Source organism: Streptomyces sp. CA-135486, from assembly GCF_050936555.1.
In the GTDB taxonomy this organism is placed as follows: Bacteria; Actinomycetota; Actinomycetes; order Streptomycetales; family Streptomycetaceae; genus Streptomyces.
This window is the reverse complement of record NZ_JBNJMM010000002.1, coordinates 895,557-911,357: the sequence shown is the minus strand read 5'-3', so window position 1 is coordinate 911,357 and position 15,801 is coordinate 895,557. Positions and strand designations below refer to the sequence as shown.

19 protein-coding genes are annotated in these 15,801 nt (G+C 70.4%); 5 read left to right on the top strand and 14 right to left on the bottom strand.

Annotated elements, in window-relative coordinates; genetic code table 11:
* Window positions 1-8: 8 nt before the first annotated feature.
* The 3 genes from ACQEVG_RS23510 (at window position 9) to ACQEVG_RS23500 (ending at window position 2,716) form a co-directional block, all read left to right on the top strand.
* Window positions 9-782: an SDR family NAD(P)-dependent oxidoreductase gene (locus ACQEVG_RS23510; protein WP_432987100.1), complete on the top strand. Its 774-nt coding sequence runs from the start codon at window positions 9-11 to the stop codon at window positions 780-782.
* A 68-nt stretch (window positions 783-850) separates the two neighbouring features.
* Window positions 851-1,879, top strand: a complete 1,029-nt coding sequence (locus ACQEVG_RS23505; RefSeq protein WP_432987098.1) for a hydroxyacid dehydrogenase — start codon at window positions 851-853, stop codon at window positions 1,877-1,879.
* Window positions 1,880-2,020: 141 nt separating this feature from the next.
* The gene (locus tag ACQEVG_RS23500) at window positions 2,021-2,716 is read left to right on the top strand and encodes an ester cyclase (protein WP_432987096.1); all 696 of its coding nucleotides are present in this window, start codon (window positions 2,021-2,023) and stop codon (window positions 2,714-2,716) included.
* Window positions 2,717-2,824: 108 nt separating this feature from the next.
* Here ACQEVG_RS23500 and groL read toward each other — a convergent pair whose 3' ends face one another.
* The 4 genes from groL to ACQEVG_RS23480 all read right to left on the bottom strand — a co-directional run bounded on the left by groL (window position 2,825) and on the right by ACQEVG_RS23480 (window position 6,742).
* Window positions 2,825-4,453: a chaperonin GroEL gene (groL, locus tag ACQEVG_RS23495; protein WP_432987094.1), complete on the bottom strand. Its 1,629-nt coding sequence runs from the start codon at window positions 4,451-4,453 to the stop codon at window positions 2,825-2,827.
* A 109-nt stretch (window positions 4,454-4,562) separates the two neighbouring features.
* Entirely contained in the window at window positions 4,563-4,871 is a 309-nt protein-coding gene (gene groES, locus ACQEVG_RS23490; RefSeq protein ID WP_055493212.1) for a co-chaperone GroES, read from the bottom strand.
* A gap of 288 nt (window positions 4,872-5,159) precedes the next feature.
* Window positions 5,160-5,804, bottom strand: coding sequence for a hypothetical protein (locus tag ACQEVG_RS23485; RefSeq protein ID WP_432987092.1), 645 nt, complete (start codon window positions 5,802-5,804; stop codon window positions 5,160-5,162).
* Entirely contained in the window at window positions 5,801-6,742 is a 942-nt protein-coding gene (locus ACQEVG_RS23480; RefSeq protein WP_432987090.1) for a polysaccharide deacetylase family protein, read from the bottom strand. Before ACQEVG_RS23480 ends, ACQEVG_RS23485 begins: the two co-directional genes overlap by 4 nt.
* Before the next feature lie 82 nt (window positions 6,743-6,824).
* On the opposite strand from ACQEVG_RS23480, the gene ACQEVG_RS23475 reads away from it, so the two are divergent.
* Window positions 6,825-8,012, top strand: a complete 1,188-nt coding sequence (locus tag ACQEVG_RS23475) for a class I SAM-dependent methyltransferase (RefSeq protein ID WP_432992832.1) — start codon at window positions 6,825-6,827, stop codon at window positions 8,010-8,012.
* A 32-nt stretch (window positions 8,013-8,044) separates the two neighbouring features.
* Here ACQEVG_RS23475 and ACQEVG_RS23470 read toward each other — a convergent pair whose 3' ends face one another.
* From ACQEVG_RS23470 to tsaB, 7 genes are all read right to left on the bottom strand, one after another.
* Window positions 8,045-8,695, bottom strand: coding sequence for a hypothetical protein (locus ACQEVG_RS23470; protein ID WP_432987088.1), 651 nt, complete (start codon window positions 8,693-8,695; stop codon window positions 8,045-8,047).
* 10 nt (window positions 8,696-8,705) lie between these two features.
* On the bottom strand, window positions 8,706-9,956 hold the full coding sequence (locus ACQEVG_RS23465) for an RNA polymerase sigma factor (protein WP_432987086.1): 1,251 nt from the start codon (window positions 9,954-9,956) through the stop codon (window positions 8,706-8,708).
* 48 nt (window positions 9,957-10,004) lie between these two features.
* Window positions 10,005-10,361 (bottom strand): YciI family protein, encoded by a 357-nt coding sequence (locus ACQEVG_RS23460; protein ID WP_432987084.1) that lies wholly within the window; start codon window positions 10,359-10,361, stop codon window positions 10,005-10,007.
* A gap of 205 nt (window positions 10,362-10,566) precedes the next feature.
* Complete coding sequence (locus ACQEVG_RS23455; protein ID WP_432987082.1) at window positions 10,567-10,827, bottom strand: hypothetical protein; 261 nt, start codon at window positions 10,825-10,827, stop codon at window positions 10,567-10,569.
* Window positions 10,824-11,921, bottom strand: coding sequence for a tRNA (adenosine(37)-N6)-threonylcarbamoyltransferase complex transferase subunit TsaD (gene tsaD, locus ACQEVG_RS23450; protein WP_432987080.1), 1,098 nt, complete (start codon window positions 11,919-11,921; stop codon window positions 10,824-10,826). The genes ACQEVG_RS23455 and tsaD overlap by 4 nt, the downstream gene beginning before the upstream one ends.
* A 3-nt stretch (window positions 11,922-11,924) precedes the next feature.
* The gene (gene rimI / locus ACQEVG_RS23445; protein WP_432992829.1) at window positions 11,925-12,377 is read right to left on the bottom strand and encodes a ribosomal protein S18-alanine N-acetyltransferase; all 453 of its coding nucleotides are present in this window, start codon (window positions 12,375-12,377) and stop codon (window positions 11,925-11,927) included.
* A gap of 29 nt (window positions 12,378-12,406) precedes the next feature.
* A complete protein-coding gene (gene tsaB / locus ACQEVG_RS23440) occupies window positions 12,407-13,060 on the bottom strand; it encodes a tRNA (adenosine(37)-N6)-threonylcarbamoyltransferase complex dimerization subunit type 1 TsaB (RefSeq protein WP_432987078.1) in 654 nt (217 codons plus the stop codon).
* 103 nt (window positions 13,061-13,163) lie between these two features.
* Between tsaB and ACQEVG_RS23435 the strand changes: the two genes are divergently transcribed.
* The gene (locus tag ACQEVG_RS23435) at window positions 13,164-13,724 is read left to right on the top strand and encodes a L,D-transpeptidase (RefSeq protein ID WP_432987076.1); all 561 of its coding nucleotides are present in this window, start codon (window positions 13,164-13,166) and stop codon (window positions 13,722-13,724) included.
* Window positions 13,725-13,762: 38 nt separating this feature from the next.
* Here ACQEVG_RS23435 and ACQEVG_RS23430 read toward each other — a convergent pair whose 3' ends face one another.
* The 3 genes from ACQEVG_RS23430 to ACQEVG_RS23420 all read right to left on the bottom strand — a co-directional run bounded on the left by ACQEVG_RS23430 (window position 13,763) and on the right by ACQEVG_RS23420 (window position 15,793).
* On the bottom strand, window positions 13,763-13,948 hold the full coding sequence (locus ACQEVG_RS23430) for a hypothetical protein (protein WP_432987074.1): 186 nt from the start codon (window positions 13,946-13,948) through the stop codon (window positions 13,763-13,765).
* Between the two features lie 134 nt (window positions 13,949-14,082).
* A complete protein-coding gene (gene tsaE, locus ACQEVG_RS23425) occupies window positions 14,083-14,595 on the bottom strand; it encodes a tRNA (adenosine(37)-N6)-threonylcarbamoyltransferase complex ATPase subunit type 1 TsaE (protein ID WP_432987072.1) in 513 nt (170 codons plus the stop codon).
* On the bottom strand, window positions 14,567-15,793 hold the full coding sequence (locus tag ACQEVG_RS23420; protein WP_432987070.1) for an alpha/beta fold hydrolase: 1,227 nt from the start codon (window positions 15,791-15,793) through the stop codon (window positions 14,567-14,569). Before ACQEVG_RS23420 ends, tsaE begins: the two co-directional genes overlap by 29 nt.
* Between the last annotated feature and the right edge of the window lie 8 nt (window positions 15,794-15,801).

Below are 15,801 nucleotides of genomic sequence, written 5' to 3'. Positions count from 1 at the left end.
TGCCGCCTATGACGACTGCACTGATTACGGGAGCGACCGCGGGGATCGGTGCCGCGTTCGCGCGGCGGCTCGCGGCCGAGGGACACAACCTGGTGCTCGTGGCCCGCGACACCAAGCGGCTGCAGGAGCAGGCCACCGAGCTGCACGACCGGCACGGCATCGAGGCGGAGGTGCTGACCGCCGACCTCTCCCGGGACGACGGGATCGAGGCGGTCGAGCGGCGGCTCGCCGACCGCAAGAACGCGGTGGATCTGCTGGTCAACAACGCCGGGTTCGGGAACAAGGGGCGCTTGCTGGAAGTGTCCATGGCCGACGAGCTGACGATGCTGAAGGTGCATTGCGAGGCGGTGCTGCGGCTCACCTCGGCGGCGGCCGGGGCGATGCGCGAGCGCGGCCGGGGCGGTGTGGTGAATGTGGCGTCGGTGGCCGCGTTCGTGCCGCGCGGGACGTACGGCGCGTCGAAGGCGTGGGTCGTGCAGTTCACACAGGGAGCCGCGCGGGATCTGGCGGGGTCGGGGGTGCGGCTGATGGCGCTCTGCCCCGGCTTCGTACGCACCGAGTTCCATGAGCGGGCCGGGATGGGCACGGAGAACATCCCGGGGTGGATGTGGCTGGACGCGGACAAGCTGGTTTCGACAGCGTTGTCCGACCTGGCACGCGGAAAGACTCTGTCGATCCCGGACCCGCGGTACAAGGTGCTCATGAGCGTGGTGAAACTGGCGCCGCGGGGGCTGCTGGGCGGAGTCAGCTCGAAGGCCGGTCGTAAATACGGGCCTCAGTAGGAAATGTCTTCGGGCGTTCCCGTGATCAGTTGGACCTCAAGCGACATATGAGGAGTACGGGTTCCAGCATGCATCCCGCCACGGACAACCGCCCCACGGTCCTGCTCGCCATGGGCCCGGGCATCGCCGAGCGGCTGTTCGCCGACCGGCACCGCACCCGGCTGACCGCGCTCGCCCGCACCGACCCGCAGCTGATCGCCCACGACCTGGCGGCCCCGACGCCCGAAGTCGCCGCCGCCCTCGCCGCCGCCGACGTACTGCTGACCTGCTGGGGTGCTCCCCCGCTCACCGCCGAAGTCCTTGATGCCGCTCCCGGATTGCGGGCGGTGGTGCATGCCGCGGGCTCCGTCAGGCATCACATCACCGAGGCGTGCTGGGAGCGCGGCATCGCCGTGACCTCGGCCGCCGCCGTCAACGCCCTGCCCGTGGCCGAGTACACGCTCGCGGCGATCCTCTTCGCGGGCAAGCAGGTGCTGCGCTCGGCACAGCGCTACGGCCGGCTGCGCACGGGCCACGACTGGAGCCGGGAGCTCGCCGACGCCGGCAACTACCGCCGTACGGCAGGAATCGTCGGCGCGTCGCGGATCGGCCGCCGCGTCATTGAGCTGTTGCGGCCGTTCGATTTCGAGGTACTGCTGTACGACCCGTACGTCACCCCCGCCGATGCGGCCGGACTCGGCGCGGTTCTCACCGGTCTTGACGAGCTCTGCAGCCGCAGCCACATCGTCACGGTCCACGCTCCGCAGCTGGCGACAACGCGCCATATGATCGACGGCCGCCGACTGGCGCTGATGCCGGACGGGGGGACCTTGATCAACACCTCGCGTGGCTCGCTGATCGACGGGGAAGCGCTGCTGCCGGAGCTGACATCGGGCCGGCTGCACGCCGTACTCGACGTCACCGACCCCGAAGTCCCGCCCGCCGACTCGCCGTTGTACAGCCTCCCCAATGTCCTGCTGACCCCGCACATCGCGGGCTCGCTCGGCAATGAACTGCACCGGATGGCGGACCGGACCCTCGACGAACTGGAGCGGTACGCGAAGGGGCTGCCCTTCATGGACCCGGTCCTGGCGGCAACGCGGCACCAGTCCGCCTAGGGCGACAGCGCGCCGCCCGGCCCGGCCTGAACTCCGGTCCCGCCCGCCGCGGAGTGGAGGGGACGCCGCACATACCCAGACCGCGTAAAAACGGTATTCATCACTAAAATGGACGTATCCCCCACCCCTCCGGGAGGCGCCATGAAATTCGTACAGATAGTCGACTACAAGACCGCGCAGTACGACAGCGTGGACAAGCTCATGGACAAGTGGGTCGAGCAGACCAAGGGCAAGCGGACCGCCACACACACCGTCACCGGTAAGGACCGGTCCGACGGCTCCCACTATGTCGAGATCGTCGAATTCCCCTCGTACGAAGAGGCGATGAAGAACTCCCACCTTCCGGAGACCGACCGGATCTTCCAGGACATGGTGGCGCTCTGCGACGGGATGCCCTCGTTCACCGACCTCGACGTGGTTCGCGAGGAGCAGCTGAACACGGCGACCGCCCGCCGCTTCTTCCACGAGATAGCCGCCGGAGGCAATCTCGACGCCTTGGAGGAGGTGTTCGCGGCCGACTACCGCGACCACGACATCATGAAGGAGGAGGACACCGTCGTAGGGATCGACAATATTCGCAGCGATGTCACCGGCTATCGCAACGCCTTCGACTTCACCTTCGATCTTGACAGGCAGATCTCCGAGGGTGACGACGTCGTGACGTTGTGGACCTGGACGGGCCGGCACAAGGGCGACTTCATGGGCATCGCCCCCACCGGCAAGCAGTGCACCATGACCGGCACCACGATCTTCCACTTCGAGGACGGGAAGATCCAGGAAGGCTGGTGGCACTTCGACGCCATCGGCCTCATGAAGCAGCTCGGCGCGATGGGCTAGCACAACGGACCAGCGCCAAAACGCTGAAGGCCCCCGTTCCCGCAGCGCGCGGGAACAGGGGCCTTCACACGTCCTGCGACGTCGTCGGTGACGGCGTCCGTGACCGTGTCAGTGGCTGTGACCGTGACCGTGGCCGTGGCCCGCGTCGGCCTCCTCCTCGGCCGGCTTCTCGACGACCAGGGTCTCGGTCGTGAGCAGCAGCGAGGCGATGGACGCGGCGTTCTCCAGGGCGGAGCGCGTGACCTTGACCGGGTCGATGACGCCGGCCTTCACCAGGTCGCCGTACTCGCCGGTCGCGGCGTTGAAGCCCTGGCCCTTGTCCAGCTCCGCCACCTTGGCGGTGATGACGTAGCCCTCGAGGCCGGCGTTCTCGGCGATCCAGCGCAGCGGCTCGACGACGGCGCGGCGGACGACCGCGACACCGGTGGCCTCGTCGCCCTCCTTGCCGAGGTTGCCCTCGAGCACCTTGGCGGCGTGGACCAGCGCGGAGCCACCACCGGAGACGATGCCCTCCTCGACCGCGGCGCGGGTCGCGGAGATGGCGTCCTCCAGACGGTGCTTCTTCTCCTTCAGCTCCACCTCGGTGGCGGCGCCGACCTTGATCACGCACACGCCGCCGGCCAGCTTCGCGAGGCGCTCCTGGAGCTTCTCGCGGTCCCAGTCGGAGTCCGTGGACTCGATCTCGGCCTTGATCTGGTTGACACGGCCGACGACGTCCTCGTGGCTGCCGCCACCGTCGACGATGGTCGTGTCGTCCTTGGAGATGGTGACGCGGCGGGCGGTGCCCAGCACGTCCAGACCGGCCTGGTCGAGCTTGAGGCCGACCTCCTCGGCCACCACGGTGGCACCGGTGAGGGTGGCAATGTCCTGCAGCATCGCCTTGCGGCGGTCGCCGAAGCCCGGGGCCTTGACCGCGACCGCGTTGAAGGTGCCGCGGATCTTGTTGACCACGAGGGTGGAGAGGGCCTCGCCCTCGACGTCCTCGGCGATGATCAGCAGCGGCTTGGAGCTGCCCGCCTGGATGACCTTCTCGAGCAGCGGCAGCAGGTCCTGGATCGAAGAGATCTTGCCCTGGTGGATGAGGATGTACGGCTCGTCGAGGACGGCCTCCATCCGCTCCTGGTCGGTCACCATGTACGGCGACAGGTAGCCCTTGTCGAAGGCCATGCCCTCGGTGAAGTCGAGCTCCAGACCGAAGGTGTTGGACTCCTCGACGGTGATGACACCGTCCTTGCCGACCTTGTCCATGGCCTCGGCGATCAGCTCGCCGACCTGCTGGTCCTGCGCGGAGAGCGCGGCGACGGCAGCAATGTCGGCCTTGTCGTCGATCGGGCGGGCGGTCGCGAGGAGCTCCTCGGACACGGCCGCGACCGCGGCGTCGATGCCCTTCTTCAGGGCGGCCGGGGACGCGCCGGCGGCGACGTTGCGCAGGCCCTCGCGGACGAGCGCCTGGGCCAGCACGGTGGCGGTGGTGGTGCCGTCACCCGCGATGTCGTTGGTCTTGGTCGCCACCTCCTTCACCAGCTGGGCGCCGAGGTTCTCGTACGGGTCCTCGACCTCGACCTCACGGGCGATGGTCACGCCGTCGTTGGTGATGGTGGGTGCGCCGAACTTCTTGTCGATGACGACATTGCGGCCGCGGGGGCCGATCGTCACCTTGACGGTGTCGGCAAGCTTGTTGACGCCACGCTCGAGGGCGCGACGGGCGTCCTCGTCGAACTTCAGGATCTTCGCCATGGAGCTGAATCAGTCCTCTCAAAATGAACTGCGCCCCTGACCACCCGGCACACGTGAATGAACACAGCAGCGGGGGCCAGGGGCGCAGTTCACAGCAAATTCTGGTGAATTACTTCTCGATGATCGCGAGCACGTCGCGAGCCGAGAGGACGAGGTACTCCTCGCCGTTGTACTTCACCTCGGTGCCGCCGTACTTGCTGTACAGCACGATGTCGCCGGTCTTCACGTCGAGCGGAAGACGCTCGCCGTTCTCGAAGCGGCCCGGGCCCACGGCCAGGACGACGCCCTCCTGGGGCTTCTCCTTGGCGGTGTCCGGAATGACCAGGCCAGAGGCCGTGGTCTGCTCGGCGTCGAGCGGCTGGACCACAATGCGGTCCTCGAGCGGCTTGATGGCAACCTTGGAGCTGGCGGTCGTCACGATCCGACCTCCCCCTTCGGAGATCTCACGGGGTTAACTGTCTGAGGTGGCGACCAGGTGGATCCGTCGTCGCGGGTGCCGGACCTGCCCGTCGCTGTGTTGGCACTCTCCGGTGGGGAGTGCCAGAACTGAGACTATGACCGGGATTAGCACTCGGTCAAGCGGAGTGCCAATTGATCTGCCGCGCGGCGGCTTCAGCAGCCCCTGAGGCACGGCGCGGACGGGAGCCGGCCCCGCCCCGTGGAACCCCCGTCCGGCGTAGTCCCGCCCGGCGCCTGGCCAGCCTTCTCAGACGTAGTCCTCCAGGCGGGCCACCGCGTACCCCTGCTCCTGGATGCGGCGCAGCAGCCGCGCCGTGGTCCTCGTCTCCGCCCGCACGATGTCGCCGGGGTGGAGCCGTTCGCCCTCCGCGTACTCCCTGGCCAGCACCACCGCACGGATCCCGCAGTCGGCCGCCGCCCGCAAGGTGTCCCCGTTGTAGGTCGCGTGCGGCGGGCGGAACAGATGACGCTCCCGCTGCCCGCAGATCTCGGCGCGCTGCCTCTCGTACGAGAGGGTGCTCAGGTCGGAGCGGGCGCTCGAACGGAACATGCTGACCGGCAACTTCAGCTCGGCGGTCATCCGGACGAACTGCGGGTCGTGCGCCGCGCCCTCGTCGAAGGTGAGGAAGACGACCTTGTCGGGGGTGCGCACCCGGTCCACCACATACGCCGTAGAGAGCCGGTGCGCAGGCGGCTTCGGCGCGGCGGCGAGCGGTCCGGCCAGCCCCCACCGCTTGTGCACCGCCGAGCCGGGCGGGCCCGCGCCGGGGGTGACCCTCTGCGCGGCCTTGCGCCCGAGGCGCTCGATCGGGTCCACCGACTGAGCGCACCCCGCGGTGAGCAGCGCACCGGCCGCCAGCAGCCCGGCCAGCAGCCGGTGCGCCCCTGTCATACGTAGTCCTCCAGCCTCGCCACGGCGTAGCCCTTGTCGGTGACCGTCTTCATCACCCGCCGGATCATGTCGGGCATGGTGCCCTTCCAGTCATGGCGGCCACGGAAGTGCGTGAGGATGATGTCGCCGGGGTGCAGGTCCCGGTCCCACTCCCGCCACTCCATGTGATCGGGAAATGCCTCGGCGGCCCACAGAGGCACGGCCTTCACACCACACGACCGGGCGACGCGCAGCGTGTCCCGGTTGTAGTTGCCGTACGGCGGGCGGAAGAGCGGGGGCCGCTTTCCGTACCGCTTCTCGAGCTTGGCCTCCTGACCGCAGATCTCCCTCTTCTGCTGGGTGTACGAAAGGCCGGGCAGGTATCGGTGGTTGAGGGTGTGGTTCTGCAGGGCGACGCCGTGGTCCTGCATCTGTTTGAAGTAGTCGTAGTTGTCGTCGATCAAGTAGTCGCTGAGGAAGGCGCTGTACGGGATCTGGAGATCGTTCATCATCCGGAGCAGGGCGGGGTCCTTCTCCGCACCGTCGTCGATCGTCAGGAAAACAATCTTCTCCTTGACCGGCACCGTGGTGAAGACCGGTGGCAGGGACTCGCCACCCTCCACCTCGAAGCCCTTGCGGGTGGTGATCTTCGGCTTCTCGGCGGGCGGCTGGGGGGCGGCCAGCGGGGTCTTGGCCAGGCCCCACTTCTTGGCGGCGAGCGCCCGTGCCGCCTGGGCATGCTTCACCTTCGCCACGTACGCGGAGAGCGCGCCGGCCGGTCCTGGCGGCTGCTTCGGCTGCTGACCCGGGGCAGGTTCCGCGCCCCTGCCGGCGTCCGGGGACTCGGCGGCGCAGGCGGCGGCGAGGGCAGCGACCAGGAGCACGGCCAGGACGGCACGGGCCCTGCCGACTCGCGCCCCATTCAGAGTACTTTTTGACTTTTGTCGTACTAGCTGCATGGCGCCGCATCCTGTCAGCACGGGTCCGTACGGCCCGGCCGACACCGCCGCCGCGGGCGCACCATCCCCCGGCTGGCCCACAATGGGCCGGGTGAACGACCTCGATCCCCTTGCCTCCTTCGCCGCTCTGCTCACCGAGGAGGGGCGGGCGCTGCTGGACTCCCTGGCCGACTACAACCCGTCCGAGGAACTGGCCGTCGCCACCCGGCTGCGCCGCGAGCACCCGGCGGAACTGGTCTCGGCGGCGCTCGGGCAGGCGCGGCTGCGACAGCGGGCGGCCGCCAAGTTCGGGCCCGAGGACGCGGGCCGGATGTACTTCACGCCGAACGGCGTCGAGCAGGCGACCCGCCGCTCCGTCGCCTCGTACCGCGCCGAGCGCTTCGCCGCCCTCGGCGTACGGAACGTGGCGGACCTGTGCAGTGGCATCGGCGGCGACGCGATCGCGCTGGCCCGGGCCGGCATCTCGGTCCTGGCGGTGGACCGGGACCCGCTGACGGCCGAGACCGTGCGCGCGAACGCCGAGGCGCTGGGTCTCGCGGAGCTGATCGAGGTCCGGTGCGCGGATGTCACCGACATCGACACGGCCTCGTACGACGCGGTCTTCGTCGACCCGGCCCGCAGGGGAGGACGCGGCCGGATCTTCGACCCGGAGGCGTACTCCCCGCCCCTGTCCTGGGCGATCGACGCGGCCCGCACCCGCCCGCACGCGGCACTCAAGATCGCCCCCGGCATCCCGCACGAGGCCGTCCCCGAGGACGCCGAGGCGGAGTGGATCTCCGACCACGGCGATGTGAAGGAGGCCGTGCTCTGGTTCGGCACGGCTCCCCGCACGGTACGGGCCACCCTGCTCCCCGGCCCGCGCGCGCTCACCGGCCGCGGGCTGCCCGATCCGGCGGTGCGGAAGGTGGGGCGTTTCCTGTACGAGCCCGGCGGCGCGGTCATCCGCGCGCATCTGGTCGCCGAGGTCGCGGAGGAACTGGAGGGCGGGCTGGTCGACGAGACAATCGCGTACATCACGGCGGACGAGCTGCGCCCGACGCCGTTCGCGACGGCGTACGAGATCACCGATGAACTCCCCTTCAATCTGAAGAAGTTGAAGGCGCTGCTGCGGGAGCGGGAGGTCGGCGTACTGACGGTGAAGAAGCGCGGCTCGGCAGTGGAGCCGGAGGAACTGCGCCGCAAGGTGAAGCCGCAGGGCCCGAATGCGGCGACGGTCTTTCTCACCCGGGTGGCGGGGGCGCCGACGATGCTGATCGGTCGGCCCGCGTAAGCCGGGTCCCCATCCCCCTACACGGTTCCGCCTCAGCGGTGCGTGCCCCCGCGGCCCGCCGGCAGCGGCACGGCCGTCAGCAGCCGTACCGCCCACCGGTAGTGGCTCACCGCCTTCGCGATGCCGAGCAGCCCCGTCAGCCAGAGGATGAACCCAAGGCCCATCAGCATCGTGACGTCGGCGTACGTCTCCTGGCCGCGCTCCGCCGTCGCCGGGGTCGCGAAAGAGAGCCAGAGTCCCAGCGCGCACAGCAGGAACGACGGCACGAACCAGCACAGGCTCACTCCGGGCGAGCGGAAGCGGGCGTCGCTCGTCGGGTCGCGGTCCAGCGAGGACCACTGGGTGAGCCGTTCACGGACGGTCTTGTCGCGGCGGACGCCAAGTCCGATCACAATGCCGGTCGGGATCAGGAACCCGGCGGCCAGGCACGCGAAGATCACTCCGAACAGGGCGCTGAACATGTCGACGCTCTCCTCGAAGGTCTTCAGCGCCGCGCCGGCCAGGCCCCATCCCACCGCCAGGCCGAACGCCGTCAGCCACAGCAGCAGCAGCCGCGACACCCCGATGCTCAGCCGGTGCAGTTCCTCCATCGCCTTCGCCCGGTCGGCGAGCAGCGCCTCGCGGTCGGGCCAGCAGCGTATTTCCACAGGCGGCGGGGGCGGGGGCAGAGTGCGGCTGGACATGTGTCCGACCCTATCGACCGTCCGGGGCGCACTCGGAGGCGCGGGCCAACAGCAGGTCCCTCTCCCGCTCGTTGCGCGTCAGCGATGCCGCCCGCTCGAACTCCGCCCGCGCCTCCGCCGTACGCCCGAGCCGTGCCAGCAGGTCCCCGCGCACGCTCGGCAGCAAGTGGTAGTCCTTCAGGGCGGGTTCGGCGGCCAGTTCGTCCACCATCGCGAGCCCCGCCTCCGGTCCTTCCGCCATCGAGACCGCGACCGCGCGGTTCAACTCCACGACAGGGGACGGGGTGAGCGCCGCGAGCTGTCCGTACAGGACGGCGATCGTCGGCCAGTCCGTCTCCTCGTAGCGCATCGCCTGGGCATGGCAGGCGGCGATCGCGGCCTGGAGGGCGTACGGGCCGGGGGCACCGCTCGCCGTCGCGTTCGCCCGTGCCAGCGCCGCGAAACCGCGCCGGATCAGCATTTGGTTCCAGCGGGAGCGGTTCTGGTCGGCGAGCAGCACCGGCTCGCCGTCCGGGCCGGTGCGCGCCGCCGTGCGTGAGGCCTGGATCTCCAGCAGTGCGACCAGGCCGTGGACTTCGGGCTCCTGGGGCATGAGGCCGGCCAGCACCCGGCCGAGCCGCAGCGCGTCCTCGCAGAGCGCCGGGCGCTGCCAGTCGTCGCCCGCCGTCGCCGAGTAGCCCTCGTTGAAGACGAGGTAGATGACTTCCAGGACCGACGACAGGCGCTGGGCGCGCTCGGAGCCGTACGGGACCTCGAAGGGGACGCCCGCCTTGGCGAGGGCGCGTTTGGCGCGGACGATCCGCTGGGCGACCGCCGGCTCCGTGGCCAGGAAGGCGCGCGCGATCTCCTCGGTGGTCAGGCCGCCGAGGAGCCTCAGTGTGAGGGCGATCCGTGCGTCCGTCGACAGCACCGGATGGCAGGCGGTGAAGATCAGCCGCAGCAGATCGTCGTCGATGTCCTCGGTGTCGGCCGGCTCGGGCGGTGGCACGTCCTCCAGGGCGCGCCCGACCTCCGCCAGCTTGCGGGCGTAGGTCTCCTTGCGGCGTACGAGATCGATCGCGCGATGCTTGGCGGTGGCCATGAGCCAGGCGCCCGGCCGGTCCGGGACACCCGACTCCGGCCACTGCTCCAGCGCGGCGACCAGAGCGTCCTGCGCGATCTCCTCGGCGATGCCCACGTCGCGCACGATGCGGGCGACACCGGCGATGATCCGCGCGTACTCGATCCGAAATACCGCTTCAACCGCGCTTGCTGCCGTCACGGCCACCCATCAGAACAGCCGTGGGCAGGGCGAGCAAGCGCAGGGCCCTCAGCCCTCGGCGATCTCGCGGATCTCGGAGGTGACGTTCCAGTGCTCCTCGTGGACCTGCAGGAACCGCTTGGTCCACTCCAGGACCTCGGCCTTGTCCTTGGCCTGCAGGATGGCGTATCCGCCGACCACTTCCTTGCTCTCGGTGAAGGGCCCGTCGGTGACCGTCAGCTTCCCGCCGGACCAGGTGACCCGGGTGCCCTGCGAGCTCGGGGTCAGCCCATTGGTGTCGAGCAGGACCCCCGCCTTGGTCATCTCCTCGATCAGCTTGCCCATCCGCTCCATGAGCTCGGGGCTGGGGCCCTCGGCGGGCATCTCGTTCTCGTTGACGCGGACCATGGTCAGGTAGCGCGGCATGGTGGCTCCTCGGGTCGGGTGAGCGGGGCCGTTCCCCGCCTCTCACTCATGCGTCGAACGGGAGACGGCCGGATCGACATCCTTCGCAGGATTCTTCTGAGGTTTTTCCGGAGCGGCCACTGGTACGGCCCGATCAGCGGCCACTGGTACGGCCGGATCAGTGGCCACTGGTACGGCCCGATCAGCGGCCACCCGTGCGGTCCGATCAGCCGATGTCAACCGACTCGAAGCGCCAGCGGTGCGCCGGCCGCGTGATCAAGTCCGCGGTCGGCTCCGGCAGTTCCGGCAGCTCCGCGCCCACGTCTGATCCCTCCCACCAGGTGATCACCAGCACCCGGTCGTCCGGCGCGCGGAACGTCTCCCGGCGCAGTGGCTGCCGCGCCAGCTCCTGGCCCCGCGCCCACTCCAGCAGCTCACCACCCCGGCCCTGGGCCGCCCGGGCCTCCCACATCAACGCGACCGTCATGAGTAGAGGTTGTCCTTGCTGATCTCGTGCACATGGTCGTGGCTATGCGCGGCGCCCGGCACATGCGTGTCCGTCACTGGCAGCGACGAGTCCGCCGACAGCTCCAGGTCGGACGTCGGCCGCCCCCGCGCCACCATCTCCGCGCCCAGCGCCGCCACCATCGCGCCGTTGTCCGTGCACAGTCCCGGCCGCGGCACCCGCAGCCGGATGCCCGCCGGCCCGCACCGCTCCTCGGCCAGCGCCCGCAGCCGCGAGTTCGCGGCCACTCCGCCGCCGATCATCAAATGGTCCACGCCCTCGTCCTGGCAGGCGCGCACCGCCTTGCGGGTCAGTACGTCGACGACCGCCTCCTGGAACGACGCCGCCACATCCCGTACGGGCACCTCCTCGCCCGACGCCCGCTTCGCCTCGATCCAGCGGGCCACCGAGGTCTTGAGCCCCGAGAAGGAGAAGTCGTACGCCGCATCGCGCGGGCCGGTGAGACCGCGCGGGAACGCGATCGCCGCCGGGTCGCCCTCCTTCGCCAGCCGGTCGATCACCGGACCGCCCGGGAAGCCCAGGTCGAGCACCCGCGCGATCTTGTCGAAGGCCTCGCCCGCCGCGTCGTCGATCGTCGCGCCCAGGGGCCGTACGTCGGAGGTGATGTCGGGCGCGAGCAGCAGGGACGAGTGGCCGCCGCTCACCAGCAGCGCCATCGTCGGCTCGGGCAGTCTGCCGTGCTCCAGCTGGTCGACGCAGATGTGCGAGGCCAGGTGGTTCACGCCGTACAGCGGCTTGCCCAGTGCGTACGCGTACGCCTTCGCCGCCGAGACGCCGACCAGCAGCGCGCCCGCGAGACCGGGCCCTGCCGTCACCGCGATGCCGTCGAGGTCGCGCGCCGAGACGCCCGCCTGCTTCAGGGCGCGCTCGATGGTCGGCACCATCGCCTCCAGATGCGCGCGCGAGGCGATCTCGGGCACCACGCCGCCGAAGCGTGCATGCGTGTCCACGCTGGAGGCGATGGCGTCGGCGAGCAGGGTCGTGCCCCGGACGATGCCGACGCCGGTCTCGTCGCAGGAGGTCTCGATGCCGAGTACGAGCGGTTCGTCAGCCATCAGTTAGGTCTCTGTTCCTTGTACGTGGAGCCGCATGACGAGGGCGTCGACATTGCCCGGCTGGTAGTAGCCGCGGCGGAATCCGATGGGCTCGAAGCCGAAGCGCTCGTACAGCTTCTGGGCCCTGGTGTTGTCCACGCGCACTTCGAGGAGCACCTCGTCGCACTCGAAGGCGGTGGCGTGCTGCAGCAGATCGGCCAGGAGCCGGGACCCGAGTCCCGTGCCCCACTGCTCGCGGGCGACGGCGATGGTCTGTACGTCCCCGAGGCCGCCGGCCGCCGCGAGGCCCGCGTATCCGACGACCTTCCCGTCGGCCTCGGCCACCACATAGCGGCGGGTGGCCCGCGGGCCGCGCGCGTGAGCCAGCTCGGACCAGAACATCCCGGCCGACCAGGCGTCCTCGGGGAAGAGCGCATGCTCGAGCGCGAGCACCGGCTCCAGGTCCCACCAGCGCATCTCACGCAGCACAGCGGTCGGTACTTCGGTCACTTGGGCGTGACCACCTTGTAGTTCTTCGGGACCTGGGCGTCGGGCCGACGCAGATACAGCGGCAGTGGCGGCAGGAAGTCGTCCCCCGCGGCCAGCTTCTCGGCGGCCAGCGCGGCCAGCGCACCGGCCGAGACGTGCTCGGGCGCGCGGGCGTCCGGGAAGGTCTCGGGGTAGAGCAGCGCACCGGCGCCGACGGCGGGCAGGCCCGCGACCTGCTCGGCGATCTCGGCCGGCCGGTCCACGGCGGGTTCGCCGACCCGCGCCCGGGCCGATTCGTACCGCGCCCAGTACACCTCTTTGCGGCGCGCGTCCGTGGCCACCACGAACGGTTCGTCGAGGCCGGAGGCGTACGCCAGCCCGTCCAGCGTGCACAGCCCGTACACCGGCACCCCCAGCGCGGAACCGAAGGTCGCGGCCGTCACCAGGCCGACCCGCAGTCCGGTGTACGGACCGGGGCCGACGCCGGCCACCACGGCGGTGACGGCGTCCAGTTTCACCCCGGCCTCGGCGAGGACGCGGTCGACGGCGGGCAGCAGCAGTTCCCCGTGCCGTCGCGCGTCGATGCGGGACGACTCGGCGACGACGGAGCTGCCGTCGTGGAGGGCGGCGGTGACGGCGGGCGTGGCGGTATCAACGGCGAGCAGGAGCACGCAAACAGCCTACGGCTCCGGCGACGGGGGCACGGTGCCCCGTCGGAGGGTACGGCTGCTGCTACCGTCACCAACGGATACGTACAAGGGAAAGGTGGGCGTGGTGGCACGGAGCAGCTCGGGACTCGTGGCCGGGCTCACGGCGGCAGCTCTGGCCGCCGTCGGTTTCCTCGCATACCAGGCGTCGGCGAGCGCCCCCGATCAGCCCGGCAGGCCCGCGACCTCCAGTGCGGCGCCGTCCACGCAGGCCCCCGGCAGCCCCCGGCAGAAGTCCAAGAACCCACTGGCGCTGCCCGCGAAGTCGGGCAAGGGCGTCCGCGTCGTGTATTCACTCGGCGAGCGGCGGGTCTGGCTGGTGGGCGCGAACGGGAAGGCGGAGCGGGCCATCGAGGTCATGCCGTCGACGGTCGGCCCGGCGCCCGGTACGTACGCGGTGACCTCACGGTCCGGCACCGTTCCCGGCTCCGACGGAGTGCCGGTCGAGCATGTGGTGCGGTTCGCGAGCATCGACGATGTGTCGATCGGCTTCAGCGCCGCGGTGAACGGGTCGATGGCGAGCCCCGACCCGGACAGAAAGACGGGCGGCGTACGGATGAAGCGGGCGGACGGCGACGCGATCTGGAAGTTCGCTGCCATCGGCACGAAGATCGTCGTCGTCCGATAACCCCCGAACGGGGTAAGGGCGTCGCCGCCCCGGACGTGCTACGCGGCGTCTCGCCGCGATGCACGCTCCCCGGGGAGCCGTTCCTCGCGCGGCGGAGTGGAGACCGCGCTGGCCGCCGCACACGATGCCAGCAGATCGCGCATCGACAGGGCCGACGGCGACGGCGTCACCGGCTCGGCCGGCTGCTGCTGCTGCGGCTGGGATTCGCGCTCGGATGCCGACATGGTCGCCTCCTGAGGCTCCGGGGGCAGGCGTGGTTAGGCAGACCTAACCAGGTCTCACTACCATGTGACCACGCCCGGTGCCGCCCGCGCAACATTTTGCCGACGTCTTGTCGGAACGGACACAAACGCGGCCGTCAGCCCGCCAGCAGGGCAAGATCGACCGCGGACCAGCGCGCGCCGAACCCCGTCAGAGTCACCTCACGCCGCTCGTCCTCGGTGTCACCCACCACCCGGTGGATCAGCACATGCAGCCGGTCGTCCGAGAGATCCTCGACCTTGCCGACGCCCCACTCCACGACCACCACCGACTCCGGCAGCGAGACATCGAGATCGAGATCCTCCATCTCGTCGAGCCCGCCGCCCAGCCGGTACGCGTCCACATGGACCAGGGCAGGTCCACCGGTCAGCGAGGGGTGCACACGGGCGATCACGAACGTGGGTGAGGTGACGGCGCCGCGCACGCCCAGGCCCTCGCCCAGACCCCGGGTCAGCGTCGTCTTGCCCGCCCCGAGCTCGCCGGTGAGCATCACCAGATCGCCCGGGCGCAGCAGTTTCGCGAGTCTGCGCCCCACGTCCTGCATCTGCTCGGGTGAATCGACGGGGAGGCGGGCGGCAGACTCAGCCGCCTGGCTGTGCGGTGCTTCCATACGGGCCAACGTTAGCCGGTGCCGGCACCGCGCCGACCCGGGCCAGCAGGTCCGCAAGACGGTCCGTGACGACCTCTGGGTGCTCCAGCATCACCAGATGCCCGGCGTCCGGCACGATCACCAGCTCTGAGTCCGGCAGCAGGTCCGCGATCGCCTCACTGTGCGAGCTCGGCGTCACCAGATCCTTGTCACCCGCCAGCACGAGCACCGGCACCTCGCGGAAGGCAGGAAGGGTCTCGGCCTTGTCGTGCTCGACGAAGGCCGGGTAGAACTCGGCGACCACGTCGATCGGGGTGGACTCGATGAGCCGTTCCGCGAACCGCGCCACCGCCGGGTCCACGTCCTTGGACGAGAACGAGTACCGCTTGATGAGGCCCGCGAAGAGATCGGCGGTCGCGCGGCGGCCCCGCTCGACCAGCTCGGCCTGCGAGCCGAGCGCCTTGAGCACCCCGGGCAGCACCCGGCGTACCGCGTTCACGCCCGCGACCGGCAGGCCGTAATTGACCTCGCCGAGCTTTCCGCAGGAGGTGCCGACGAAGGCGACCCCGACGATCCGCTCCCTTATCAACTCGGGGAAGTGGCCGGCAAGCGCCATCATCGTCATCCCGCCCATGGAGTGGCCGACCAGCACCAGCGGCCCGTCGGGCGCGGCCGCGTCGATGACGGCCTTGAGATCGCGGCCCAGCTGGTCGATGGAGACCGGTACGCCGTCCGGTCCCGACTGGGACGCGCCCCTGGCCGAACGGCCGTGGCTGCGCTGGTCCCAGTGCACGGTGCGCACCAGACCGCGCAGGGCGGCGCGCTGGAAGTGCCAGGAGTCCTGGCTCAGACAGTAGCCGTGGCTGAAGACGACGGTGACGGGCGCCGGGGCCTTGCGGCCGAAGAGCCTGCGGCGACGCGGACCGCCCGCTTCCGGGTCCACCTCGTCGACCTCGTAGTAGAGCTCGGTGCCGTCGTCGGCGACCGCCGTGCCCGGCATGCCGCGCAACGAGCCGTACGGCCCCGAAGCGTCCAGCGCGAGCCGCGCCTTCTGGCGCATGCCGCGGCCGACCGTGAGCCGCTCGATCGCGACGCCCGCGGCCGCACCGGCTGCGATGACGCCTATCGCGGCACCGGCCATGCCCGCCCGGCGCCAGTTGCCCGTCGTGGCGGCCGTCGCCGCGGCCGCCACGACGTCCCCCGTGCTGGTCTCGCTCACCGTGCCGC